This is a genomic window from Lutibaculum baratangense AMV1 (assembly GCF_000496075.1).
Taxonomy (GTDB): Bacteria; Pseudomonadota; Alphaproteobacteria; order Rhizobiales; family Tepidamorphaceae; genus Lutibaculum; species Lutibaculum baratangense.
In genome coordinates this window covers 122,201-147,143 of sequence record NZ_AWXZ01000013.1, presented here as the reverse complement: position 1 = coordinate 147,143, position 24,943 = coordinate 122,201, and the positions used below count along the sequence as shown (strand labels likewise).

Sequence of the window (24,943 nt, the reverse complement as noted above, 5' to 3'; positions counted from 1 at the left end):
GAGGCTGTCAGGCCCGCAGGCGCCCGCGCAGCCGGGTCTCCGCCAGACGGACGAGGCTCGACAGAAGCTCCGGATCGTTGATGACCCGCGGCACCTTGTTCTGCCCGCCGAGCTTGCCCCTGCTGCGCATCCAGTCGGCGAAGGTGCCGGGCGCGACCGAGAGGATCTCCGGCGCCGCCATCCCCACGTCGCCCTGCCGGTGCGCCTCGTAGTCCTCGTTGAGGCGGGAAAGGCTCCCGTCGAGAGCCCGCGCGAAGGCCCGGAGCCTGCTGTCGTCCGGCCCCTCGCCGCGGAACTCCACGACGAAGACGTGGCGGCCGCGCGCGTCGTCTGCGTCGGGGAACCTCGCTCCCACCGAATACTCGTTCACCTCGAGCGCCGCCTCTCCTGCCGCCTCGAGCACCGACGTGTCGATCTCCTCGCCCGTGAGGTGCTCGCCGAAGGCCGACAGGAAGTAGGAGGTGCGGCCCGTCACGAGGACGCGCGGCGGGGCGAGGTCGACGAGCCGCACCGTGTCGCCGACGAGGTAGGACCAGACGCCGGCATTGCTCGTCAGCGCGATGGCATACTCGCGACCGGCTTCGACGCTGCCGATCCAGTGACGCGTGGGGTGCTCGCTGTCGAGCTCCTCGATCGGCACGAACTCGAAGAACAGGCCGTTGTCGAGCATCATCCGCATGCCCTGCCCCGGCGCGCGGTCGGCGACCGCGATGAAGCCCTCGCTTGCGGGATAGACCTCGCGCAGCTCGGCCCTCGAGCCCTCGAGCCACTCGCCGAAGACCTTGGCATAAGGGGCGAAGTTCAGCCCCCCGTACGAGACGAGCTCGAGCTCGGGGTAGAAGTCGACGAGGCGGCGCTTGCCGGTCATCGCCTCGAGCCGCTCGAAGAACAGGAGGAGCCAGCTCGGCGTGCCGGCGATGGTGCGGATCGGCTCGCTCAAGGATGCCCGGCCGATCGCCTCCATCTTGCGCTCCCAGTCGCTCTCCCGCGCCATCTCGTAATCCGGGAAGATGTAGTTCCTCGACCAGGCCGGCACCTCGCGGCGGGCGATGCCGGAGAGGTCCCCGCTCATCACGCCGTGTCCCTCGTCCTTCAGGTCGACGGCGCCGCCGAGCATGAAGTTCTTGCCGCCGAGGACACGGCTCTCCGGCCTGTTGGCGAGATGGTGGACGAGCATCTCGATGCCGGCGCGGCTGTTTGCCCGTGCCATCTCGCGGCTGACCGGTATGTACTTCGTGCGGCCGCTCGAGGTGCCCGACGTCACGGCGAGATAGGGGATGCGGCCCGGCCAGGTGGCGTTCTCGATCAGCGGGAAGACCGGTTGCCAGTATCGATCCCAGAAATCCTCGTAGCGCCTCAGCGGCACCGCCGCCTGATACGCTTCGACCGACCGGATGTCGGCGAAGCCATGGTCGCGCCCGAACCGCGTGTCCTTTGCCTTGCCGAGGAGAGACATGAGCACGCGACGTTGCGTCTCGACCGGATCCATCCGCGACAAGCGGGTGAGGCGCCACCGCGCGTAGAGCCGCAGGAAGGGCGTCGCGTCGAGCATCTCAGCCTCCCGGCCCCGCCGGCCGGATCTCCGTCACGTGCGGAAACTCGGCCCGCACCGTCTCGGGGCGCAGCGGCACCCGCAGGTGACGGCCCTCCCGCCACAGGCGCGCCTGGTCGGCGAAGGTCGACGAGCCGAGCCAGCCGTCCTGGCCGCCGAGAAGCACGAAGTGGTTCTCGTCCTCGTCGGCCATGTCGAAGATGTGCCGCGCCTGCGAGCCGAACGTGACGGTGTGCCGTCCACCGGAGAAGCCGTGCCGGGACTTCATCAGCGTCTCGTTGCTTCCGCCGATGGGACGCTCCTCGACGAGATACCGCCCGCCCACGAGCGGCAGGCGCGAGAGGGCGTGGCCGAGCCGAAGCCTGTGGGCGTTGCCCCAGATCCTCAGCCGGCGGAAGGGCCGGCCCGCCGCGCCGGCCGAAGCCGCCATGACCGGCACGAGCCTGTCGCGCGGGATCGTGTCGAGGTCCCGGTGGAGCAGCGGCCAGGGATCCCAGCTCGCCAGGTAGACGTCGCGCACCTGCCCCTCGTGAAGGCGTCGCACGAGGTGGAAGACCAGGAGCTCGAAGGCGAGCGCGCCGGCGGAGTCCTCGGAGTAGCGGCCGTCCCACCCCCGCAGCGCGTTCGCGAAGGCGTTGTCGACGCCCTGGGCCTCCACGAGGATCGGCAGGAGACGGTCGCGCAGCCGAAGCGCCGGCGGCGAAAGGACGTCCCACTGCAACGGGATGATGCCGCCGACCGTCAGGCCCTCCGCCTGTCCCAGCAACTCGCGCAGCCGGTTCACGCGGTCGTCCGGCGAGAAGAAGCGGCTGATCTGGATGTCCGAGCGGGGCGGTGCGTTGTTGGCGGAGGCGACGTATCCTTCCTCGGGATCGAGCCTGTGGGGAAGGCCGCGCGTGGTCGCGAGCGAGCGCCAGTGATCGAGCGCCTCGGGCTGTGAGATCAGGTCGTCGGCGCGCGCATGCGGCCGCCGCGGCAGGGTCGCCGCCATCGCCTCCCCGATATGCCCGTCCGCATCCGCGTAGACGAGGTTGAGGCCGGGAACGGCGTAGCCGTCGAGGGCACCGAGGAAACCCTGCCAGTCGCGGGCACGCGCGACGTTCAGGAGCGCGCTCACCTCGTCGCTCGCGCGGTGGCCGATCCAGTGCAGCGCCACCGCCCTGCCCTGGCCCATGCGCAGAACGGACGCGTCGGAGATGACGGGGCCGACCGGGCTGTCGCGGACCGCGATCTCGTGGTCGCGCCCCCAGCGCACCCGGATGCGTTCGGTGCGCGAGGTGAGCCCGGCCGGCTCGGGGCCGAGATCGACCAGTTCGCTGCTCGCCGCATGCAGGTTCGTGCCGCCCCAGGCGATGTGTCGGTTCCGGCCGAGACCCAGGACCGGAACGGCCGGCACCATCATCCCGACCGCATGGAGCGTCGGCGACTTCATGCCCGCGATCAGCCACATGTTCGGAAGCTGGAGCGGCAGATGCGGATCGCCGGCCAGGATCGGCTTGCCGCCGGCCGTGCGTGCGCCGGACACCGCGTAGGCGTTGCTGCCGCCCCGCCCGAAGAACTCGAGCCCGGCGGCAGCGATGCCTCCGCCGGCGAGGCTCGGCTCGGGCAGCTCCTCCCCGATGAGCCGTGCCCACGTATCGCTCCAGTCGGAGCGCGCGCGCAGCTTCATGAGCTGCATCCAGACCCGCCAGGTGAAATCGGTCGAGGCGAGGCGCGTCACGGCCATCAGCTCCTCGAAGCTCCAGGGCGCCGCCTCGATCCCGAGAACCTCGAACTCGTGCGGCTGTTTCCGCACGGCCGCGATCTGGTGGTTCAGGCCGTCGAGGAAGCCCCTCGTCCAGGCCTCCGCCTCCGGAGACAGAGCGCGCGCGGCCTGGCGGCCCGCCGACATGAAGTCGATCGTCCGCAGCCCCTGGTCGAGCGGAAAGGCCGCGGCGCCGATCGTCTCGGAAAGCCGGCCGGTCGCGACCCGGCGCATCATCTCGATCTGCGCGAGCCGTAGATGGGCGTGCACGATACCGAGCGCGACGGCGAGGTCCCTGTCGCTCTCGGCCTCGATGAAAGGGATCTGCTGGTCGCTCCAGCGAATGACGACCGGGCTCTCGACGGGCGCGCCGTCCGCCGCGACCATCGAGAGCCTCGCCTGCAGGTCGAGCGGCTCGGGCGCGCCGGTGCGCAGGGCGCCGCCCCAGGCGCGCAGCGCGAGCCGAAAGGCCCCGAAGAGCTTCGTCGTGCCGGCGGGGGCGCCGGATCTGGCGGCGGGTCGGGTGCTATCGGTCGGCATCTTCGGCAAATGCGACGAGGCTTATGATGTTCCCCGCGCCGCCTTTCTCGCGTGGTCTCACGATGCCCGCCCCGCGGCGGCCGGCGATCCGGCGCCCCGACGGCGCCAGCGGGAAATCCTCTCGCGTGTCGTGCTGCCGAGCACGAGCATGCACGGGGTGAGAAGCAGCGTGAGGAGCGTCGCGAAGGTCAGCCCGCCGGCAATCGCGGTCGACAGATCGATCCAATACTGCGTGGAGGGCGCGCCGAACTCGACGTTGCGGCCGATCAGGTCGATGTTCATGCCGAACACCATCGGCATGAGGCCGAGAACGGTCGTCACGGAGGTGAGGAGCACCGGCCTCAGCCGCTGCGCACCGGAACGCAGCGCGGCCTCGACCGCATCGCAGCCCTTGGCCCGCATCTCGTTGAACGTGTCGATCAGAACGATGTTGTTGTTCACGACGATGCCGGCAAGCGCGATGATGCCGATGCCGCCCATCACCACGCCGAAGGGACGCCCGGTGACGAGGAGCCCGATAAGCACGCCGGCCGTCGAGAACACGATCGCCGACAGGACGAGCAGCGCCTGGAAAATGCTGTTGAACTGGGTGACGAGCGCCATGAGCATGAGCAGGATCGCCGTCATGAAGGCCGTTACCAGGAAGGTCGACGCTTCGGCCTGATCCTCCGACTGGCCGGCGAAGGTCACCTGGACGCCCTCCGGCAGGCCGGCGTCGGCGACCGCCGCCCGCAGCGCCTCCGTCTTCTGGCTCGCGAGTTCCCCTTCCGCGACGTCGGCCTCCACGGTGATCACCCGCCTGGCGTCGACGCGGGTGATGACGCCGGTCTTCGGCGCCGGCACCAGCTCGACGAAGTTCGAGATCGGCACGAGGCCCGAAGCGGTCGACAGCTGCAGCTGCTCCAGGCGCTCCAGGTTGCGCTGTTCCGCGGGGAAGCGCACCCGGATGTCGACCTCCTCGTCCGCCGTCTCCGGCCGGTATTGCGCGAGCTGCAGCCCCGCCGTCAGCATCTGCACAGCCTGGCCGAGCGTCGTGACGTCGGCGCCGTAGCGGGCGGCCTGCTCGCGGTCGACCTCGAGGCGCCACTCGACGCCCGGCAGCGGCCTTGAATCCTCGATGTCGACGAAGCCTCCGATACCCTGCATGAGCCGGCGCAGCTCGTCGGCGGCTGGCACGAGATCGGCCGAATTCCGCGCCGCGACCCTGACCTGGATCGGCTTGCCCTGCGCAGGGCCGCCCTCCTGCTCCTGCACCCGTATGTCGACCCCCGCGACGTCGGCCGTGCGCCGCCGAACCTCCTCGAGGATCTGGGCGGCCGGCCGCCTCGCGTCCCAGTCCGCGAGGTCGAGCTGGATGACCCCGATCGTGTCCTCCGACCGCTCCGACACCCCCGTCTGGCCGATCGTGCGGGCATAGACGGATTCGAGCCCCTCCACGCCCATGATCCGGTCCTCGACGCGCCCCACGAGGGCGTCCTTCTCCCAGACAGAAAGGCTGTCGCGGGAGGTCACCACCACCTGCGCCATCTCGGGCTCGACGGCTGGAAAGAACTCGACGCCGCGGCCGAGGAAGCCGTACCCGACATAGGAGCCCACCAGGAGGACGAGCGCCCCGAGCAGCGTCACGAGCGGCCTCCGGACGAGGCGCCCCAGGAGCCTGACGTAGCCGCGCGTCCAGCCCTGGAGCTCGTCGAGGTCGCCGCTCTCGGCCGCACGGATGGAGGCGAGCTGATCTTCCGCCGACGGGCTGCGCCGGCCGATCGCGCCGCCCAGCACCGGCACGAAGACGAGGGCCATGAAGAGCGACGCCGTCAGCGTGACGAGCACGGTGATAGGCAGGAACTTCATGAACTCGCCGACGACGCCGGTCCAGAAGAGGAGCGGCAGGAAAACCGCCAGCGTCGTCGCCGTCGAGGCGATGATCGGCCACGCCATGCGCTTGGCCGCCTCGGCATAGGCGCGCTTCGGGTCGACATTCTCGGCGAGACGCCGGTCGGCGAGCTCGGTGGTCACGATCGCACCGTCGACGAGCATCCCCACCACGAGGATGAGGCTGAAGAGCACGACGATGTTCATCGTGAAGCCCATGAAGTGCAGCACCGCGATGCCGGCGAGGAAGGAACCCGGGATCGCGAGCCCGACCAGGATCGCGCTGCGAACGCCGAGCGTCGCCACGATCACCACCATGACGAGGAAGATCGCCGAGAGGACGTTGTTCTGGAGGTCCGTCAGCGTCGTCTCCACCTGCTCGGACTGGTCCTGCAGGTAGGTCACGTCGACGCTCTCGGGCCATTCCTCCCGCTGCGCGCCGACGAGCTCCTTCACGGCGCCGACCGTCTCGATGATGTTCGCGCCGACGCGCTTCTTCACCTCGAGCGACAGCGCCGGCTGGCCGCCGATCCGCGCGAACCCGGTGGGGTCGCGGAAGGTGCTGCGCACGAGGGCGATGTCGCGAAGCGTGACGACGGCGCCGCCGTCCACCTTCACCGGGATCGCCATCACGTCGTCCATGTTCTCGATGACGCCAGGCACCTTGAGCGTCAGCCGGCCCGCGCCCGTGTCGATCGCGCCGGCGGCGACGAGGCGGTTGTTCCGCTGGACCTGGTTCAGGAGCTCCTCGAAGGAGATGTCGTAGCTCTCGAGCGCGGCGGGATCGAGCAGGACTTCGAGGACCTCCTCGCGATCGCCGCCGATATCGACCTCGAGCACCCCCGGCAGCGCCTCCATCCCGTCCTGCAATTCGCGCGCGATCCCGACCAGCGCGCGCTCCGGCACCGGCCCCGAGAGGATCACCGTGAGGATCGGGAAGAGCGCCGTGTTGATCTCCCGCACGATCGGCTCGTCGGCGCCCGCGGGAAGGTCCGCCTGGGCCCGGTCGACCGCCTCGCGCACGTCGTCGAGCGCGGCGTCGGCATCGAAGCCGGCCTGGAACTCGAGCTGCATGTTCGCGTAGCCCTCGGCGGCGACGCCCGTCATCTGGTCGAGCCCCGCGATCGACTGCAGCTCCGTCTCGAGCGGGCGCACGAGCAGGCGCTCGGCGTCCTCCGGCGAGATCCCTTCGTAGGTCACCGAGACGTAGAAGGTCGGGATCTCGATCTCGGGCGAGGATTCCTTCGGAATGGCTATGTAGGACAGCGTCCCGGCGAGCAGGAGCAGAACGAGTGCCATCAGCACGGTGCGCGTGTGGCCGAACGACCAGTCGATGATCCCGTTCACGTGTCGTCCCCGGCGTCCGCCGCCGCTTCCGCAAGCTCGATCACGCGCTCGACGGTCGCCTGGTCGAGCGTGCCCGTCGCGGGCAGGCCCTGCTGGTCCTGAAAGGCGCGGACGGCCTGGCGCGTCTGGTCGCCCCTCAGCCCGTCCGTCGGCCCGGCCTGGAAGCCGAGCCCGTTCAGAAGGCGCTGCACCCGCGCGACCGTGCCGGAATCGACGGGCGCGGAGGCCCCGTCGCGGGGGGCATCCCCCTCGTCGGCCCCCTCCTCGGGATCGAGGCCCTCTGGTGCCGGATCGGGGTCGGCCGCCGCCACCGGCTCGGCGGAGGGATCGTCCGGCAGCGCCGGCCGGCGCTCGCAGATCGACTGCCCAACCTCCTCGGGAATATCGCCCGCGCCGCTCGCCGGCTCCGCGCCGGCGAAGCCGCTCTCATCCGCCTCCGACACGCGGACCTCGTCGCCAGCCTGCACGAAGCCCTGGCCGATCGTGACGATGCGCGCCTCGTCGGGCAGCCCGGAGACCCAGATACCGTCCGTCTGCGCCCGCACGACCTCCACGGGGTGGAAGGCGACGGCGCCGTCCTCGCCGACCGTCTTGAGGCCGAGCGTGCCGTCGGTGCCGAGCGAGAGGATCGCGGGGGAGACGAAATGGGCGTTCGTCTCCCCCGTCGGGATGCGCGCCTCGGCGCTGATGCCGGAGGGGATGGCGTTGCCCTCGTTCGGGGTCCGGATCTCGACCCGGAAGGTGCGCGTGGCCGGATCCGCCGCCGCCGAGACGAAGCAGACGCGGCCCAGCTCCTCGGCGCCCGTGGCATACGAGACGCGGGCCGGCCGCCCCACCTCGACGCGGGCGATGTTCTGCTGGTTCACCCGCACGACGATGCGCAGGGGAGAGTTGTCGATGAGCGTCGCGACCTCGGCATTCGCCACGAGATACTCGCCCGCCTCGACGCCGATCTCGTCGACGACCCCCGCGAAAGGAGCCCTCACGGTGGTGTCGCCGACCTCCTCCTCGAGGCGCCGCACCTCCTCGCGCGCGCTCTCGAGCTGCGTCCTCAATTCCCGCACCCGCTGCGCCGTCGTGTAGCCCTGCTCGAGCAGCGTCGCGGCCGCGTCGTAGTCCTGCTGGCGCTGCTCGAGCAGGGCCCGCGCCTCGCGCAGACGGCTGCCGCGACCCTCCAGCGTCAGGCGCAGGAGCGGCTGGCGCATCTCCACGCGCTCGCCCTGGCTGACCAGGATCTCGTCCACCCGTCCCTCGGTCTGCGTGCGCGCCGGAGCCCGCCGGAACGCCAGGACGTCACCCTGCGCGACGATGTGCCGGCTGACCGGGCGGGCCTGCGAGGTGACGACCTCGACGAGCGGCGCCCGCGGCTCGGTCCGCTCCGCGGTGACCGGCGCGGACGATCCGTCCTCCCTCAGGAGACCCGACGCGAGCCAGGCGCCGAGCGCGGCCACCGCGATTCCGGCAATGAGGATGGGCGATCGGGCCATCTCGGAGTGCTCTCCCGGAAACGCGTATCACGCCGGGCGTGCGTCCGGCGTGTGAGGGCGGAACGCCCGTCGTGGCGAATGGTTGACCGGCCGCTTTCGGCGGCGCGGCCGAACGAGGCCAGGGGCCGCAGATCAGGCCATGCTGGCCAGCGCCTTGCGGCAGCTCTCCTCGCAGCGGCGGCACGCCTCGGCACAGATCCGGCAGTGCTCGTGCATGGAGGCGTGCTTGCCGCATTCGTCCGCGCAGGTGCGACATGCCGTGGCGCAGGCTTCCAGCATGGCGCGGATGATCGTCTCGTCGGAGCCCGTGCGCCGCGTCGCCACCGCCCCGGTGGCGGCGCAGACGTCGGCGCAGTCGAGATCGGTGCGGATGCACTGCCGCAGCTGGTCGACCATCTCCTCGCCGAGGCACGCATCGGCGCAGGCTGTGCAGGTCTGGGCGCAGGCGTAGCAATCGTCGATGCAGGCGACGAGGGCCGCGTTCACATTGCCCTTCACGGCCGGATGGGTGGCGATCATCTCGCGCGCGTTCATGGTCTGCTCCTGTGGTCCGTGGGATCGAAGCGGAAACGGGTGGGAAGGGCCGCCGTTCCACCGGAAGCGGGGTTTCGTCCGCCACAGGCGATCCGGCGCTTCAGCGCATGAGAAGCATGAGCAGCGTCGGTGCGACGAGCGCCGTGAAGAGGCCGTTCAGGGCGAGAGCCAGCCCCGCATAGGTGCCGGCCGTCGCATTGACCTGGAGAGCTCGCGCCGTGCCGATGCCGTGGCCCGCGAGGCCCGAGGCGAAGCCCCTCGCCCGCCAGTCGCGCACGCGGAGAAGGTTCATCAGCGGCGTCACCAGCACCGCGCCGGTGATCCCGGTCAGGATCACCACGACCGCGGTCAGCTCCGGCAGTCCGCCGATCTCGCGGGCGATGCCCATCGCGATCGGTGCCGTCACGGATTTGGGCGCCACCGAGTGCAGGAGAAGCTCGCTGCCGCCGAAGGCCCGCGCCACGAGAACGGCGCTGCCGATGCCCGTCAGGGAGCCGGCAGCGACCGCACAGAAGACGGGGACGAAGAGCCGTCTCAGCTCGCGCCGGTACCGGATGATGGGTATCGCGAGCGAGACCGTCGCGGGACCGAGGAGCACGTGCACGAACTGGGCTCCCTCGAAATAGGTCGGGTAGTCCGTCCCGGAGACGACGAGCACCGCGCCGACCGCCGTGATCGACAGAAGCACCGGGTTGAGGAGCGGCGGCCGCCCCAGCCTGGCCGACAGCGCGTCGGACCCGACATAGGCGGCAAGCGTCAGCGCGAGCCAGAAGAGGGGCGACGTCGCGAGGAAGACCCAGAAGGTCTGCGCGCTCTCGACCGGCATCACGCCTCCTCCCCGTGGCCCGTCAGTCGGCTGACGCCGACGAAGACGAGTGCTGTGACGGCGAGCGTGACGCCGGTCGACAGGACGAGCACCGCGACGAGCGGCACGATCTCCGCCCGCAGGAGATCGAGATGCTGGAGAATGCCGACGCCGGCCGGGACGAAGAGCAGCGACAGGTTCGCCAGGAGCATATCGGCCGCCTTCGCCACCTCGTCGAGCAGGCCCGGCACGACGGCTCCGAGCACGGCGAGGAGCGCGAGCCCGAGAACAGGTCCCGGAACGGGCAGAGGAAAGAAGATCGCCAGGGCCTCCCCCGTAAACTGGAAGAGGACGAGGACCAGGAAGCTGCGCAGCATGAGGCGGTGGCCTTTCGGATCCGGCCGCTCAGCGCGTCTTGCGCTTGCGCCCGTAGAGCTCGAGCCGGTGGTAGACGATGTGGTAGCCGAGCTCGCGGGCGATCTCTTCCTGCAGCCGCTCGATCTTCTCGGAGCGGAACTCGACGATCTCGCCCGTGTCGACGTCGATCATGTGGTCGTGGTGAGGCGCGTCGGCCTGCTCGAAGCGCGCCGGGCCGCCCTCGAAGGCATGGCGGTGAATGGCGCCGCAGTCGTGCAGCGCCTTCATCGTGCGATAGACGGTCGACAGGGACACCGAGGCGTCGCGCGCGTTGGCGCGCCTGAAGATCTCGAGCGCGTCCGGGTGGTCCTCCCCCTCCGCCAGGATCTCTAGGATCGTCTTGCGCGGCTTCGTGATGCGCATGCCGGCATCGCGCAGCACCGACTCGTAGTCCCGGTCGCTCGTGTCTTGCTCGCTCATGAGGTCACCCTACTTGCCGGCAGGCGTGGGGCAAGACGCGATTCCGCCGACTTCGGTGCCTTCCCCCGCGAGTTCGCACTGAGCTCAGTTATTGCAAACGATTTGCAATTGCATTGACTGAAGCCGCAGACGCGGGTACAGGTGAAGGTGACTTGAATGGCGCGAGGATCGAAGGGACGGAGCGAATGACCAGAACCCGCAGGACGACCCTCGGGGCGCTGCTGTTCTCAGGCGCCCTTGCGATCGGCGGGTTCCAGCCCGCGGCCGCGCAGGACAGGCTGAAGGTCGTCACCACCTTCACGGTGCTGGCGGACATGGCTCGGAACGTGGCGGGAGACGCGGCCGAAGTCGTGTCGGTGACGAAACCCGGCGCCGAGATCCACGGCTACGAGCCGACCCCGCAGGACATCGTGCGGGCGCAGGGCGCCGACCTCATCCTCTGGAACGGACTCAATCTCGAGCGCTGGTTCGAGCAGTTCCTCGCCAATCTGGGCGACGTGCCGTCGGCGACGCTGACGGACGGCATCGAGCCGATCCCGATCGCCGCGGGCGCCTATGAGGGCCAGTCGAACCCGCATGCCTGGATGGGGCTCGACAACGCGATGGTCTATGTCGACAACATCGCGGCCGCCCTGGCCGGGCAGGATCCCGAGCACGCGCAGACTTATGAGGCAAACGCGGAGGCCTACAAGGAGGAGATCCGCGCGACGATCGAGCCCCTGCGCGAACGGATCGGGGCCATCCCGGAAGACAGGCGCTGGCTCGTGACCTGCGAGGGCGCGTTTTCCTATCTCGCGCGCGATTTCGGCCTGAAGGAGCTCTATCTCTGGCCGATGAACGCCGACCAGGTCGGAACGCCGCAACAGGTCCGATCGGTGATCGACGGCGTAAGGGAACATGATGTGCCGGTCGTCTTCTGCGAGAGCACGGTGAACACCCGGCCGGCCCAGCAGGTCGCCCGCGAGACTGGGGCGAGATATGGCGGCGAGCTCTACGTCGATTCCCTGTCGGGACCCGACGGGCCCGTTCCGACCTATCTCGACCTCCTGCGCGTGACGTCGCAGACCGTGGCCGACGGACTGGCCGGGGCCGCGGACTGACGAGGCGGGACGAACAGGCCCCGCGGGGCCGCACCTGGGGCCGGGCTCTTCCGGCGCCGAGAAGGAGAGCGACGTGCTCATGACGGGATCGCGGCCTCGCGCCGCGAAGACCAGTGGGGTCGAGGGCGGCGGCATCCTCGTCCGCAACGTCACGGTGACCTACCGCAACGGCCTGACAGCGCTGCGCGACGCGAGCTTCGAGATCCCGCGCGGCACCGTGACGGCGCTCGTCGGCGTCAACGGCGCCGGCAAGTCGACGCTCTTCAAGGCGATCATGGGCTTCGTGCCCGCCGCCCGCGGCGAGATCAGGCTCCTCGGCCGGACGGTGAAGGAGGCCCTGCGCGAGAACCTCGTCGCCTACGTGCCGCAGTCCGAGGAGGTGGATTGGGCCTTCCCGGTGCTCGTCGAGGACGTCGTGATGATGGGTCGCTACGGCCACATGGGCTTCCTGCGCCGCCCCTCGCGCGCCGACCGCGAGGCCGTCGACGCCGCCCTCGCCCGCGTCGGCATGAGCGAGTTCCGACATCGCCAGATCGGCGAGCTCTCGGGCGGGCAGAGGAAGCGCGTCTTCCTGGCGCGCGCGCTCGCACAGGACGGCCGGGTCATCCTTCTCGACGAGCCCTTCACCGGCGTCGACGTGAAGACCGAGGAGCAGATCGTCGCCCTCCTCCGCGAGCTGAGGGAGGAAGGCCGGGTGATGCTGGTGTCGACGCACAATCTCGGCTCGGTGCCCGAGTTCTGCGACCGCACCGTGCTCGTGAAGGGCACCGTCCTCGCCTACGGACCGACCGAGACGACCTTCACGCGAGACAATCTCGAGCGCGCCTTCGGCGGCGTCCTGCGCCGCTTCACGCTCGGCGGCGCCGACCTGCACGAGGATCATGGCGCCGACGACCGCGCGATCTCGATCCTGACCGACGACGAGCGTCCCTTCGTCAGCTATGGCGACCGCACCCAGACGGCGGGGAGTCAGGAATGATCGCGACGCTCCTCGAGCCGTTCGGCTACGGCTACATGACGAATGCGATGTGGGTCTCGGCCCTCGTCGGCGGCGTCTGCGCCTTCCTCTCCGCCTATCTCATGCTGAAGGGCTGGAGCCTCATCGGCGACGCGCTCTCCCACTCCGTCGTGCCGGGGGTCGCCGGCGCCTACATGCTCGGCCTGCCCTTCGCGCTCGGCGCCTTCGTCGCCGGCGGCCTGGCGGCTGTCGCCATGCTCTTCCTGAGCGAGCGCTCGGGCCTCAAGGTCGACGTGATCATCGGGCTCATCTTCACCGCCTTCTTCGGGCTCGGCCTGTTCATGATCTCGCTGAACCCGGTCTCCGTCTCGATCCAGACGATCACCATGGGCAACATCCTGGCGATCACGCCGGAGGACACGCTCCAGCTCGCGATCATCGGCTTCGTGTCGCTGGCGGTCCTCCTCCTCAAGTGGAAGGACCTGATGGTGACCTTCTTCGACGAGAGCCACGCGCGCTCGATCGGCCTGAGACCCGGCCTCCTCAAGGGCGTGTTCTTCGTCCTCCTCTCGGCCGCCGTCGTCGCCGCGATGCAGACGGTCGGCGCCTTCCTCGTCATCGCGATGGTCGTCACGCCCGGCGCCACCGCCTACATGCTCTGCGACCGCTTCCCCCGCCTCCTGGTCACGTCGGTCGCGATCGGCGCGGCCACGAGCTTCGTCGGCGCCTATGCGAGCTATTTCCTCGACGGCGCGACCGGCGGCATCATCGTGACGCTGCAGACGATCATCTTCCTCGTCGTCTTCGTCCTCGCGCCGAAGCACGGCCTCCTCGCCGCGCGGCGCAAGGCCGCGGAGGCGCTGCGGACGCCCGCCCCTGGCGACGGGCTCGTGGCACGGGAGCCGGCGGAATGAGCGCCGAGACGCTCCTCCTGCCCTTCCAGTTCCCGTTCATGCAGAACGCGTTCCTGATCGCGGCGATCGTCGCGGTGCCGACGGCGCTCCTGTCGTGCTTCCTCGTGCTGAAGGGCTGGGCGCTGATGGGCGACGCGGTCAGCCACGCGATCCTGCCGGGCGTCGTGCTCGCCTGGATTACCGGCCTGCCGCTGATCGTCGGCGCGTTCGGCGCCGGCATGACCTGCGCGCTCCTCACCGGCTATCTGAGCGAGAACAGCCGGGTGAAGCAGGACACGGTGATGGGCGTCGTCTTCTCCGGCATGTTCGGGATCGGCATCATCCTCTACACCTCGATCCACACGAACGAGCACCTCGACCACGTGCTGTTCGGCAACATGCTGGGCGTCGGACCGCAGGATCTGTGGACGGCGGGGCTCATCTCGCTCGGCGTCTCGGCCCTGCTGCTCCTGAAGTGGAAGGACCTTCTCCTCCACGCCTTCGACCCTGCCCAGGCGCAGGCGAGCGGGCTGAACGTCGCCCTCCTCCACTACGGCCTCTTGTCGATCCTCTCGCTCACGATCGTCGCGACGCTCACGTCCACGGGCCTCATCCTGGCGGTCGGGCTCCTGATCGCGCCGGGTGCGATCGCCTTCCTCACGGTGCGCAGCTTCGGCCGCATGCTCGTCGTCGCGGTTCTCGTCTGTCTCGCCGGGATGCTCGGCGGCACCTATGCGAGCTTCTTCCTCGACAGCTCTCCCGCGGCCACGATCATTCTCCTTCTCAGCGCGATCTTCGTCGCGGCCTTCCTGCGCCGGATCCACCTGACGCGGCTCGCCTCGCGGAGCGAGGCCGTGCCGGCAGGCTAGACCGCCTCGCGCACCAGCGGCTCGACCACGATCTCGCTCACGCCGAACGGGGCGAGGATCTCCCGCAGGGCGTCTTCGCGCTCCGTCGCGGCGGTGAAGACGGCCCGGCCGCCGCCAATGCCGCCGCTCCTTGCCGGCGGCAGGAACGTCGTGACGCGGCGGGCGATGGCCGGCGCGGGATCGATCCAGGTGACCTCCCACGGCGCGACGGCCGCGAGCCTGTCGGCGATCAGCGGATAGTGCGTGCAGGCGAGCACGATCGTGTCGGTCCTCCGCCCCTTCCTGTCCTTGAAGGCCGGCCGGATCTCGTGGAGGATCGCCGCGTCGTCCACCCGCTCGCCGCGCAGGTGCGCCTCGGCAAGCGCCGCGAGCTTCGCCGCGCCGACGAGCGTCACGTCGAGATGAAAGGCGAAGGTGTGGATCAGCGCCTGGGTGTAGTCGCGCTTCACGGTCCCGGGTGTCGCGAGCACCGAGAAGAGGCCGCTCCTCGTCGTCTCGGCCGCCGGCTTGACCGCGGGGACGGTGCCGACGAACGGGATCGGGTAGGCTGCCCTCAGGGACGGCAGCACGAGCGTCGAGGCCGTGTTGCAGGCGATCACCACGAGATCCGGCGAGACCTGCGCGATCGTGCGCTCCATGAGCATGCCGACGCGGCGCACGACCCGCGGCTCGCTCAGATTGCCGTAGGGAAATCCGGCGGTGTCGGCGAGGTAGGTGATGCGCAGGTCGGGCCGTGCCGCGCGGATCGCCTTCAGCACGGACAGGCCGCCCAGCCCCGAGTCGAAAACGACGATATGCGGTGCCGCCGCGTCAGCCATTCCCTTGCCCTCCGCCCTGCCGGCGCGTCGAGAGCGCCCGGATCACGCCGCGCAGGCTGCGCACCTCCTGGTCGGTCAGCCCGGCCTTCAGGAAGATCGTGCGCAGGTTCCGCACCATCACAGGCCGCTTCTCCGGAGGGAAGAGAAATCCCGCCTCGTCGAGCTCGCCCTCGAGGTGCTCGAAGAGCCGCATCATGTCGGCCTTCGCGGCGACCGGCGGCAGCTCCGCCTTGCGCGGGCGGCCGCCGCGCTCGTTCGTCTGGCGGAAGAACTCGTAGCCGAGGAGCAGCACGGACTGGGCGAGGTTCAGCGAGGCGAAGTCGGGGTTCGTCGGGATCTGGATGATCGCGTCGCACAGGGCCACGTCGTCGTTGTCGAGCCCGGAGCGCTCGCCGCCGAACATGAGCCCCGCCTTCTCGCCGCTCGCCAGCCGGTCCGACAGCGCCACCGCCGCCTCGTGGGGGGTCAGGATCGGCTTCGACATCTCGCGCGGCCGGGCGGTCGTCGCGTAGACGATGCCGAGATCGGCGACCGCCTCCTCGGCCGTGTCGTAGAGCCGCGCGCCGTCGATCACCCAGTCGGCGCCGGAGGCCGACGCCCGCGCCTTCTCGCTCGGCCAGCCGTCCCTCGGCTCGACGAGGCGCAGCTCGGTCAGGCCGAAATTCGCCATGGCACGGGCCACCATGCCGATGTTCTCGCCGAGCTGCGGCTTGACCAGTATGACGACAACGCGCTCCGTCTCGGACACCGTGTTCAGAACCTCCCGTCTCGTTGGCCTCCCGGGCGCGATTCGCGCGCGGCGCCACCTGCTCCCCATGCGGTAGCAGAACTTCCCGGCCAGAGGCACCGTCATGTCGCCGAGACGCGGCGGCGACGGGTCCGAACCACCCACTCGCGCTACATTTTGCACCGCAGCCGGCGGGTGTTATAGACCGCGCGACCGACCGCCCAAGGGGCCTTCGTTCTTCAGCAGAAATCCGTCACGGGAGAGGTTAAGCCGCATGGCCAAGATCAAGGTTGAGAACCCCGTCGTCGAGCTCGACGGCGACGAGATGACCCGCATCATCTGGCAGCTCATCAAGGACAAGCTCATCCACCCCTATCTGGACATCGACCTCAAGTACTACGACCTCGGTGTCGAGGCCCGCGACGCGACGGACGATCAGATCACGATCGACGCGGCCAACGCCATCAAGCAGTACGGCGTCGGCGTGAAGTGCGCCACCATCACGCCGGACGAGGGCCGCGTGAAGGAGTTCAACCTGAAGAAGATGTGGCGGTCGCCGAACGGCACGATCCGCAACATCCTCGGCGGCGTGATCTTCCGCGAGCCGATCATCTGCAAGAACGTGCCCCGCCTCGTGCCCGGCTGGACGCAGCCGATCATCATCGGCCGCCACGCCTTCGGCGACCAGTATCGCGCCACCGACTTCCACTTCCCCGGCGCCGGCACGCTGACGATCAAGTTCATCGGCGAGGACGGCACCGAGATCGAGCACGAGGTGTTCAAGGCTCCGGGCGGCGGCGTCGCGATGGCGATGTACAATCTCGACGAGTCGATCAAGGACTTCGCCCGCGCCTCGTTCAACTACGGCCTGTCGCGCGGCTTCCCGGTCTACCTCTCCACGAAGGACACGATCCTCAAGCAGTATGACGGCCGCTTCCGGAACATCTTCCAGGAGATCTACGACGCCGAGTTCAAGGCCGACTTCGAGAAGAAGGGCATCCACTACGAGCACCGCCTGATCGACGACATGGTCGCGGCCGCGATGAAGTGGTCGGGCGGCTACGTGTGGGCGTGCAAGAACTACGACGGCGACGTCCAGTCCGACACGGTGGCGCAGGGCTTCGGCTCGCTCGGCCTGATGACGTCCGTGCTGATGACGCCGGACGGCAAGACGGTCGAGGCCGAGGCCGCCCACGGCACGGTCACGCGCCACTACCGCCAGCACCAGCAGGGCCACGAGACCTCGACGAACTCGATCGCCTCGATCTTCGCGTGGACCCGCGGCCTCGCCCACAGGGCGAAGCTCGACGGCAACCAGGCCCTCGCCGACTTCTCTGCGAAGCTCGAGCGCGTCTGCATCGAGACGGTCGAGGCCGGCTACATGACGAAGGACCTCGCCCTCCTCGTCGGCCCCGACCAGAAGTGGCTGACGACCACCGGTTTCCTCGACAAGGTCGATGAGAACCTGCAGAAGGCGATGTCCTGAGCTTCCGGGGCTCCCGACGAGACGAAGGGCGCGGCATCCACCGCGCCCTTTCTCACGTCGAGGCGCGGCCCTCGGGCTTCAGGCGGCCACCTTCGCCTGCCGCGCCGCCTCGATCATGGCGCCCGACAGAAGCATGTAGGCGGCGATCCATGCCGCGCGGAGCTCGGGCGTGAACTCCTCGCCCATCGCGGCGTCCAGCGTCTCGACAAGCGCCTGCCCGACCGTCGCGTAGTCGCGCTCCTCGACGCCGTAGAAGGCGTGGCGCCGACCAAGGCCCTCGAGCACCGGCAAGATCGTCTGCGGCCGCTCGAGCCCCCGCACCGCGAAGGCGAGTGCCGTCATCAGCTTGAGCCCCTGGCCGGCCATGTCGGCGGGGAAGAGGTCGCGGAGGGCGGGGTCGATCTCGAACAACCGCTTGTAGAACAGGGCTGCCGCCGCCTCCTTCATCGGGACGATGGCCTGAAAGCTCGTCTTCACGAGTTCGATGTCGCCGGGCGTCATTGGCTCCTCCGCTTCGAATTGCCGACCTTGGATGGAGCCGATAGGTCTCACATGTCGGTTTCCGGCCGACGTCGCCGGCACCACGCGAAGCACCGTTCTGGTTTCGAGCCTGTTTCACCCGCGTTTCGACACCCGGCGGGCACGTAAGCGCCCGCTCAGTCCCGCCCGGGGTAGAGCTCGTAGGTCTGGCCGTCGATCACCAGCCTCTCGACCTTCAGCCGTCTGTCCGACGTGTCGCTCGACGCCTCGCCGACGAAGGTCGCCTCCACGCCCTCGGCGAGGTCGCCCTCGCGCAGGCCCGCCCGCTCGTTGCGCCAGGGCTGGCCGACCTCGACCGTCCATGTCTCGCCGTCGACCTCGACCTCGAGCGTGCCATGGGGGTTGCCGAGGCTCACGCCCGTGATCGTCCCCGTCAGTTCCCGGTTCTCGCCCGTCGTCCAGTTCCACCCGTGGTGGGCTGCCGCGGGCGCGGCAGTGACGGCGGCGCCCATGGCGCAGGCCGTCAGCATCGAAAGCACCCTCTTCATCGCGAACCTTCTCCCGTTCGAATATCTTCTCCACGAGACATGGCGGCACGCGCCGTTCTTTCAATTCACGCTCGCGCGAGCGGCAAGGGTCGGGCTTTCCATCAACCTCTCCTGTCCTGCAAGAGGGGGGCGCGGACGACCGTTCGAGACAGGGAGGCCCGCATGGAAGCACTCTGGGGACTTCTCGCAGAGATCGCCGACTGGAGGCTGGCCGACACGCTCAGGCGCTCGAGCGTCGTCTATCCGCTCGTGAACGCGGCGCACATCTTCTCGATCGGCATTCTCGTCGGCGCGATCGTGACGCTCGACCTGCGCGTCCTCGGCCTCTTCCGGACCTACCCGATCGAGGCTCTCGCTCCGCCCCTCTCGCAGATGGCCATGGCGGGGGTGCTGCTCGCGGGCGCGAGCGGGTTCCTGCTCTTCACGGTGCGCCCGACCGAATATGCACAGAACCCGGCGTTTCTCATCAAGCTCGGCCTCGTCGCGCTCGGCGTCGCGAATGCGCTTCTCCTTCGTGCCTCCCGGCACTGGCTCGTGGTGCTGCGGGGCGGCGAACGCCACGCGCTCGTCACCGCCTCCGTGTCACTCTCCCTCGCCGTCTGGGCCTCCGCCGTGGTCGCGGGTCGCTGGATCGGCTTCCTGCAGTGAGCCTCGCGGAAGCCGGCGCCGAGGACGTTCGGCACCGGACGGAAGGCTCGCGTTGCACTTCCGCACTGTCGCGCCGGCAGCACCTGGTCCAATGTCTGAAATCCGACACTTCTCCCCAGCCGTACCACATGGCTTGGGTCCGACGACGAGTGGAGAGATGGATGCCGCGCTACTTCTTTCACGTCCACGACGGCGTGACGCGCCGCGACACGGAGGGAACGGAGCTCAAAGACCTCGAGGAAGCCCGCCAGGAGGCGGTGCAGTGCGCCTCCGAGATCCTGATCGTCTGCCGCGACCACGTCTGTGAGGGACATCCATGGCAGATGCGCGTGACGAACGAGGCCGACGAGCTCCTGATGACGCTCAGCTTTCAGCTCAAGATCGAACAGACCGAGGAGGCCGCCGCCTCCGACCGGGAGGCGATCACCCTGACCAGCTAGTGCCGCTGCCGGCTGCCCCTCCGGCCCGCCACCGGCACGCTCAGGCCGAGCTCGACAGCTTCATCAGCACGAGCCCGCCGACGATCAGGAACGCCGCCATGATCCTGAGCGCGCTCACCCCCTCGCCGAGCCAGACGATGCCGACGACGAAGGCTCCGACGGCGCCGATTCCCGTCCACACGGTGTAGGCGGTGCCCAGCGGGAGCACCCGCATCGACCAGACCAGAAGCAGGAAGCTCGCAGCCATCGCCACGAGCGTGACGAGGGAGGGCGCGAGGCGGGTGAAGCCCTCCGACTGCTTCATGGAGAAGGCCCAGACGACCTCCAGCAATCCGGCGACGACGAGCACGATCCAAGCCACGGCGGCCTCCTGTCGTTGGCTGCCGGGCCGTCCCGGACCTTGACCCTCATGCGGGGGAGGACGTGGCCTCGCACGGGCGAATATATCGAGCGGCGTGCGCGGGACAACCCCGCCGCGCCGGCCTTGAGCGGGCGATCACACCCGGCGCGCTGCGAAGCTCGGCGCGACCATGCCGGGTATGTAGGAGTTCGACACGTAACTCTGGCAATGCGTGTCGAAGGCGGAGACGAGCTTCGACTGCCGCAGCGATTTCAGGACGGCGGTGCCGATCGTCATCGGCCGGTGGTTGCCGGAGAGCCGGACGCGGACGAGCTTGCGCCCGTCGAGGGCGAGGTCGGAGCGGGGCGTGACGTTCAGGATCGAGTAGCCGTAGCCGTTCGCGACCATGGTGCGCACGACCTCCTGGTGCGTCGAGCGGGCGGCGATCGTCGGCTCGAGCCCCTCGTTCAGGAACAGCGCGAGGAAATATTCCCGGCTGATCGGCAGGTCGAGCAGGATCATCGGCTTCTTCGCGATGTCGGCGAGCGCGATCGACGGCTGGCGGGCGAGCGGATCGGCCTCGCCCATCAGGACGTGCGGCGGCAGCTGGGCGAGCGGCGTGAAGGAAACGTCCTCGGGGATCTGCAGGTCGTAGCAGATCGCGATGTCGATCTCGGAGCGGCGCAGACCGTCGAACAGCTCCTCGTGGTTGCCTTCCATGTGCCGGATCGAGGTCGCCGGAAAGGCCGAGGTGAAGGAGTGGGTGAGCTCCGGCACGAGCATCGGCGCGAGCGTCACCATGCAGCCGAGCGACAGCGAGCCGCGCACCTGGTCGGTCGCCTCGGAGGCCTTGAGGTAGAGGTTCTGCGCCTGGGAGACGAGCGCCTTCGCCTCGCGCAGGAGATCGCGGCCGGCAGGCGTCAGCGACAGGCCCTGGGCGTGGTGGCGGATGAAGAGCTGGACGTTCAGCTCCTGCTCCAGATGCGAGATCGCCGTCGAGATCGAGGGCTGGGAGATGTGGATGCGCTCGGAGGCGAGCGTGATGCTGCCGGCCTCGCCCGCGGCGATGAAATACTCGAGCTGGCGCAGGGTGAAGCGCATCGACACCTCGGGGGACGGCACCTTGTTTCGTCCCCCTATAGCATCGATTTACTCGTCGCCGGGAACGCCGTAGCTCGGCGCGGCGGAGGGGTCGAGCGCCCGCGTGACATAGTCGGCGAGCTGCGGCTTGTATATCCCCCAGAGGCGGGCCAGGGCTTCGATCGGGCAGTCGTCCGTCCAGTCGACACGGAGATCGGCGACCGGCCACGACACCTTGTCGACGAGCTTCATGCCGGCGGAATGCACCGGCCCGGCCTCGCCGCCCGCCTCGAGCGCCGCCCGCATCACCTCGACGAGGCGATCGCCGAGATGCCCTGAGGAGGCATGGAACGCCTCCACCATGCGCTGCGGCACGTCCGGGTTTGCGAGGAGGTTGCCGCCGCAGGCGACGTCCTGCCCCTTCGCCTCCGCCCAGGTGCCGAGCGCGCGCGGGCCCGAGTGGATCGCCGAGGCGCCGTGGGCGTCGACGGCCAGAACCTGCCGGAACTCCATATGCGGCGTGGAGCCTCGCAGCACCTCGATCGCCTGCGCGGCGCCGGCGCCGAGCGCCATCAGGTCGAGCGCCCGCGTGCCGAGCGAGGGATCCGTCACGTTCTGGCTCGCGACCGCTCCGACGCCCGCCCTCGCATAGGCGCAGCGCGCCGCGACCGCCGGAGAGGAGGACGAGACGGCGACGCCGAACATGCCGGTCCCGGCGCAGCGGGCGACGATCGAGAATGTCATTCTCCGTCCTCCGGGATCACGGCGATGGCGTCGACCTCGACGAGCCATTCGGGCCTCGCGAGCGCGGAGACGACGATGCCGGTCGAGACGGGATAGACGCCCTTCAGCCACTTGCCGACGACGCGGTAGACCTGCTCGCGGTAGCGCGGGTCGACGATGTAGATCGTGATCTTGCAGACGTGCTCGAGCTTTGCGCCGGCTTCCTCGAGCAGCATCTTGATGTTGGCCATCGCCTGCTCGGTCTGCCCCGCCGCGTCGCCGATCGCGACGCTCTCGTTCGTGTCGAGGTCCTGGCCGATCTGCCCGCGCACGAACACCATGCTGCCCTTCGCCACGACCGTCTGGCAGAGGTCGTTGTCGAGGTTCTGCTCGGGGTAGGTTTCCTTGGTGTTGAACTTGCGGATGCGGGTGTGCGCCACTTGGGACTCCATCGGGTTTTCGGGTTCGGGACGGATTGCTGCGGCTCAGGTTCCGGTGAGCGCGTCGCGCGGGGCGGGTTGCGCCCGCGCCCCCGCCGAGGGGCGGTAGGCCATGTAGCCGCGCCGCGTCACGATGTGGTCGGCGAGATACTTCGCGTCGTGCCAGACGCCCCAGATGAAGCTCGACCCCCGGCCCGACAGCCACGGCAGGCCGAGGAAGTAGATGCCGGCCTCCGACGAGACGCCGCGCTGGTGCTTCGGGCGGCCGGTCTCGTCGAACGCGTCGACCTCGAGCCAGCCGTAATCGGAGGTGAAGCCGGTCGCCCAGATGATCGTCGAGATGCCCGCCTGCTTCAGGTCGAGCTCGCGGACAGGATCCGTGACGCAGGCGGGATCGGCGGTGAAGACGCGGGCGCCGGGCTCCTCCGGCAGGTCGAGGCCGTTGCGCGCGACGAAGGCGTCGGCCTCGTCGAGCAGCGCAAGGTAATTCGCGTCGCCCCGCCTTATGTTCTCCGCGAGATCGGGCGCGAAGGTCAGGACGCCGTCGCGGCAGGCTTCCGTCCGGCCGACGAGCGTCATTCCCTGCTCGGCGAGGCGGCGGAAGTCGATCGTCTCGCCGCCATGGGCGCCGCTGACGGCGATCGTCACGTGCTCCGTGCCCGGCGCCTGCGCCTGCACGTCCCATTTGCCGAGAACGCCGAGCCACCAGACGAAGTCGCGGTTGCGGTACGACCGCGGCGGGCGGTCGTGCGGGCCGACCGAAAGATAGACCTGCCGTCCCGCGCGAAGGAGCTCGTCGGCGATCTGCACCCCCGACGACCCGGCGCCGACGACGAGCACCGCCCCGTCCGGCAGCTGCGCGGGGTTGCGGTAGGCGCTCGAATGAAGCTGCGCGATCCCCGCGTCCTCCGGCACGATCGGCGGGATGACGGGGCTCTGGAAGGCGCCCGTCGCGGCGACGACGCTCTCGGCCTCGATCGTCCCCTCCGAGGTCTCGACCCTGAAGCCCGGCCGATCCTCGAGCCTGCGCACGCTCTTCACCTCGACGCCGCAGCGGATCGGGGCGCCGAACCGCTCGGCGTAGGCGACGAAGTAATCCGCGACCCTGTCCTTCGGCACGAACTCGTCGGGTCCGAAGCCGTCGAACTCGAGCCCCGGAAAGCGGTCGTGCCACGCGGGGCCGTTCGCCACGAGGGAGTCCCACCGCGCGGTGCGCCAGCGCTCGGCGATCCTCGACCGCTCGAGCACGAGATGCGGAACGCCGTTTCTCGTCAGATGCTCGCTCATCGCGACGCCCGCCTGGCCGGCGCCGACGACGAGCGTGTCGATCTTTTCCACTGGCATGTCCCCCGTGTCCCTTGTCTCACCGGCCGCGAGGCCGCCCACCTCGGGAGTGAGCCTCACCCACCGGCCTAATGGAGCGCCCGGCCCGCGAAAATTACGATTTCGATCAGCACTGCTTCGGCCTTTCGGAGGGCTGCTGCAGCGTCCTCGATCCGGCCAAAGCGACGGCGTCAGGCCCTGAGCTTGTCGAGCAGCCGGTCCATCATGCGGTCGGCGGCGGCCAGCTGGTCGAGCGCCACGAACTCGTCCGCCTTGTGGCCCTGGTCCATCGAGCCCGGACCGCAGACCACCGTCGGGATCGACAGGTCCTGGTGGAAGATCCCGCCCTCCGTGCCGAACGCCACCTTGAAGTGCCCCTCGTCCTCGACGAGCGCCTTCGCGAAGGCGACGACCTCGGCGTCAGGGGCCGTATCGAGCGCGGGATAGGTGTTGAAGGTCTCGATGTCGATCGCCGCCCGCTCGAAGCGGTCGGCCTCGCGCGCCACGATCTCGTCGGCGTCCCGGCGCAGGAGGGCGAGGATCTGTTCGGCGTCGTCGCCGGCGACGTTGCGGATCTCGAAGTCGAGCGAAGAGCTTTCCGGCACGATGTTCAGCGCGGTGCCGCCGCCGATCTTGCCGACATGGATCGTCGTGTACGGCACGTCGTAGTCGTTGTCGCGCCGGCCCGAGGCGGCGAGCTCGGCCTGCCGCAGGCGCAGCCGGCCGACGAAGTCGCAGGCGAGGTGGATCGCGTTCAGCGCCTTGGGGGCGAGCGCGGAGTGGCCGGACACGCCGTGCGCGCAGGCCCTCGCGCCGAGTTTCCCCTTGTGGCCGAGCGCAACGCGCATCGAGGTCGGCTCGCCGACGAGGCAGAAGCGCGGCCGCAACGGGCGCTCCGCCATCTTCTCGACGAGGGAGCGGACGCCGACGCAACCGATCTCCTCGTCGTGGCTGAGCGCGATGTGGAGCGGCGTCTTCAGATCCTCGCTCGCCGCGCGCTCGGCGAGGGCCAGCACGGCGGCCACGAAGCCCTTCATGTCTGCGGTGCCGCGGCCATAGGCCCGGCCGTCGCGCACGTCCATCCGGAACGGCTCGCTCGACCAGTCCTGGCCGTCGACCGGCACGACGTCGGTGTGCCCCGACAGCATGACCCCCGGGATGTTGCCCGGGCCGATCGTCGCGAAGAGATTGGCCTTCCGCCCGTCCGGCGTGGCGATCACCTCGCTTGAGATGCCGCGCTCGGCGAGGAAGGACGCCACGAAGTCGATCAGCTCGCGATTGGGGTCGCGGCTGACGGTCGGAAACGCGATCAGCCGGTCGAGAAGCTCGAGGGTCCGCGTCGTCATGGTCGGTCG

General features: G+C 69.5%; 25 protein-coding genes. 7 read left to right on the top strand and 18 right to left on the bottom strand.

Annotation, left to right across the window (positions count from 1 at the left end; genetic code table 11):
• Window positions 1-7 precede the first annotated feature (7 nt).
• The 8 genes from N177_RS03050 to N177_RS03015 all read right to left on the bottom strand — a co-directional run bounded on the left by N177_RS03050 (window position 8) and on the right by N177_RS03015 (window position 10,715).
• On the bottom strand, window positions 8-1,552 hold the full coding sequence (locus tag N177_RS03050) for a GH3 family acyl-acid amido synthetase (protein WP_023430760.1): 1,545 nt from the start codon (window positions 1,550-1,552) through the stop codon (window positions 8-10).
• Between the two features lies 1 nt (window position 1,553).
• Window positions 1,554-3,836 carry a penicillin acylase family protein gene (locus N177_RS03045; protein ID WP_023430759.1) on the bottom strand — a complete coding sequence of 761 codons (2,283 nt, stop codon included), beginning with the start codon at window positions 3,834-3,836 and terminating at the stop codon, window positions 1,554-1,556.
• 57 nt (window positions 3,837-3,893) lie between these two features.
• A complete protein-coding gene (locus N177_RS03040; protein WP_023430758.1) occupies window positions 3,894-7,052 on the bottom strand; it encodes an efflux RND transporter permease subunit in 3,159 nt (1,052 codons plus the stop codon).
• Window positions 7,049-8,539, bottom strand: coding sequence for an efflux RND transporter periplasmic adaptor subunit (locus tag N177_RS03035; protein ID WP_023430757.1), 1,491 nt, complete (start codon window positions 8,537-8,539; stop codon window positions 7,049-7,051). Before N177_RS03035 ends, N177_RS03040 begins: the two co-directional genes overlap by 4 nt.
• Before the next feature lie 132 nt (window positions 8,540-8,671).
• The gene (locus N177_RS03030; protein ID WP_023430756.1) at window positions 8,672-9,073 is read right to left on the bottom strand and encodes a four-helix bundle copper-binding protein; all 402 of its coding nucleotides are present in this window, start codon (window positions 9,071-9,073) and stop codon (window positions 8,672-8,674) included.
• A gap of 100 nt (window positions 9,074-9,173) precedes the next feature.
• Entirely contained in the window at window positions 9,174-9,899 is a 726-nt protein-coding gene (locus N177_RS03025; RefSeq protein WP_023430755.1) for an LrgB family protein, read from the bottom strand.
• Window positions 9,899-10,255 carry a CidA/LrgA family protein gene (locus N177_RS03020; RefSeq protein WP_023430754.1) on the bottom strand — a complete coding sequence of 119 codons (357 nt, stop codon included), beginning with the start codon at window positions 10,253-10,255 and terminating at the stop codon, window positions 9,899-9,901. Before N177_RS03020 ends, N177_RS03025 begins: the two co-directional genes overlap by 1 nt.
• Window positions 10,256-10,283: 28 nt before the next feature.
• Window positions 10,284-10,715: a Fur family transcriptional regulator gene (locus N177_RS03015; protein WP_023430753.1), complete on the bottom strand. Its 432-nt coding sequence runs from the start codon at window positions 10,713-10,715 to the stop codon at window positions 10,284-10,286.
• Between the two features lie 185 nt (window positions 10,716-10,900).
• Between N177_RS03015 and N177_RS03010 the strand changes: the two genes are divergently transcribed.
• From N177_RS03010 to N177_RS02995, 4 genes are all read left to right on the top strand, one after another.
• On the top strand, window positions 10,901-11,815 hold the full coding sequence (locus tag N177_RS03010; RefSeq protein ID WP_023430752.1) for a metal ABC transporter substrate-binding protein: 915 nt from the start codon (window positions 10,901-10,903) through the stop codon (window positions 11,813-11,815).
• A 79-nt stretch (window positions 11,816-11,894) separates the two neighbouring features.
• Entirely contained in the window at window positions 11,895-12,794 is a 900-nt protein-coding gene (locus tag N177_RS03005; protein ID WP_040485075.1) for a manganese/iron ABC transporter ATP-binding protein, read from the top strand.
• Entirely contained in the window at window positions 12,791-13,687 is an 897-nt protein-coding gene (locus N177_RS03000) for a metal ABC transporter permease (RefSeq protein WP_023430750.1), read from the top strand. The genes N177_RS03005 and N177_RS03000 overlap by 4 nt, the downstream gene beginning before the upstream one ends.
• Window positions 13,684-14,535, top strand: coding sequence for a metal ABC transporter permease (locus N177_RS02995; protein ID WP_023430749.1), 852 nt, complete (start codon window positions 13,684-13,686; stop codon window positions 14,533-14,535). Before N177_RS03000 ends, N177_RS02995 begins: the two co-directional genes overlap by 4 nt.
• Here N177_RS02995 and murI read toward each other — a convergent pair.
• Together murI and N177_RS02985 are read right to left on the bottom strand one after the other, a co-directional pair.
• A complete protein-coding gene (gene murI / locus N177_RS02990; protein ID WP_023430748.1) occupies window positions 14,532-15,353 on the bottom strand; it encodes a glutamate racemase in 822 nt (273 codons plus the stop codon). The two genes, N177_RS02995 and murI, sit on opposite strands and share 4 nt — an antisense overlap.
• Window positions 15,346-16,101 (bottom strand): RNA methyltransferase, encoded by a 756-nt coding sequence (locus N177_RS02985; RefSeq protein ID WP_023430747.1) that lies wholly within the window; start codon window positions 16,099-16,101, stop codon window positions 15,346-15,348. Before N177_RS02985 ends, murI begins: the two co-directional genes overlap by 8 nt.
• 253 nt (window positions 16,102-16,354) lie before the next feature.
• On the opposite strand from N177_RS02985, the gene N177_RS02980 reads away from it, so the two are divergent.
• A complete protein-coding gene (locus tag N177_RS02980; RefSeq protein ID WP_023430746.1) occupies window positions 16,355-17,566 on the top strand; it encodes an NADP-dependent isocitrate dehydrogenase in 1,212 nt (403 codons plus the stop codon).
• Window positions 17,567-17,644: 78 nt separating this feature from the next.
• Here the strand turns inward: N177_RS02980 and N177_RS02975 are convergent, their stop codons facing one another.
• Window positions 17,645-18,067: a globin family protein gene (locus N177_RS02975; protein WP_023430745.1), complete on the bottom strand. Its 423-nt coding sequence runs from the start codon at window positions 18,065-18,067 to the stop codon at window positions 17,645-17,647.
• Window positions 18,068-18,222: 155 nt separating this feature from the next.
• Window positions 18,223-18,594 carry a DUF6152 family protein gene (locus tag N177_RS02970; RefSeq protein ID WP_023430744.1) on the bottom strand — a complete coding sequence of 124 codons (372 nt, stop codon included), beginning with the start codon at window positions 18,592-18,594 and terminating at the stop codon, window positions 18,223-18,225.
• 162 nt (window positions 18,595-18,756) lie between these two features.
• Between N177_RS02970 and N177_RS02965 the strand changes: the two genes are divergently transcribed.
• Window positions 18,757-19,242, top strand: a complete 486-nt coding sequence (locus N177_RS02965) for a hypothetical protein (protein ID WP_023430743.1) — start codon at window positions 18,757-18,759, stop codon at window positions 19,240-19,242.
• 161 nt (window positions 19,243-19,403) lie between these two features.
• Complete coding sequence (locus N177_RS21270; protein ID WP_023430742.1) at window positions 19,404-19,682, top strand: DUF6894 family protein; 279 nt, start codon at window positions 19,404-19,406, stop codon at window positions 19,680-19,682.
• A gap of 40 nt (window positions 19,683-19,722) precedes the next feature.
• Here the strand turns inward: N177_RS21270 and N177_RS02955 are convergent, their stop codons facing one another.
• The 6 genes from N177_RS02955 to argE all read right to left on the bottom strand — a co-directional run bounded on the left by N177_RS02955 (window position 19,723) and on the right by argE (window position 24,934).
• Window positions 19,723-20,043 (bottom strand): DMT family transporter, encoded by a 321-nt coding sequence (locus N177_RS02955; protein ID WP_023430741.1) that lies wholly within the window; start codon window positions 20,041-20,043, stop codon window positions 19,723-19,725.
• Window positions 20,044-20,178: 135 nt separating this feature from the next.
• Window positions 20,179-21,123, bottom strand: coding sequence for a LysR family transcriptional regulator (locus N177_RS02950; RefSeq protein ID WP_040485072.1), 945 nt, complete (start codon window positions 21,121-21,123; stop codon window positions 20,179-20,181).
• 48 nt (window positions 21,124-21,171) lie between these two features.
• Entirely contained in the window at window positions 21,172-21,846 is a 675-nt protein-coding gene (locus N177_RS02945) for a DUF1028 domain-containing protein (RefSeq protein ID WP_023430739.1), read from the bottom strand.
• Window positions 21,843-22,265 (bottom strand): RidA family protein, encoded by a 423-nt coding sequence (locus tag N177_RS02940; RefSeq protein ID WP_023430738.1) that lies wholly within the window; start codon window positions 22,263-22,265, stop codon window positions 21,843-21,845. Before N177_RS02940 ends, N177_RS02945 begins: the two co-directional genes overlap by 4 nt.
• A 45-nt stretch (window positions 22,266-22,310) precedes the next feature.
• The gene (locus N177_RS02935; RefSeq protein ID WP_051402222.1) at window positions 22,311-23,609 is read right to left on the bottom strand and encodes a flavin-containing monooxygenase; all 1,299 of its coding nucleotides are present in this window, start codon (window positions 23,607-23,609) and stop codon (window positions 22,311-22,313) included.
• 170 nt (window positions 23,610-23,779) lie between these two features.
• Window positions 23,780-24,934, bottom strand: a complete 1,155-nt coding sequence (gene argE, locus N177_RS02930; RefSeq protein WP_023430736.1) for an acetylornithine deacetylase — start codon at window positions 24,932-24,934, stop codon at window positions 23,780-23,782.
• Between the last annotated feature and the right edge of the window lie 9 nt (window positions 24,935-24,943).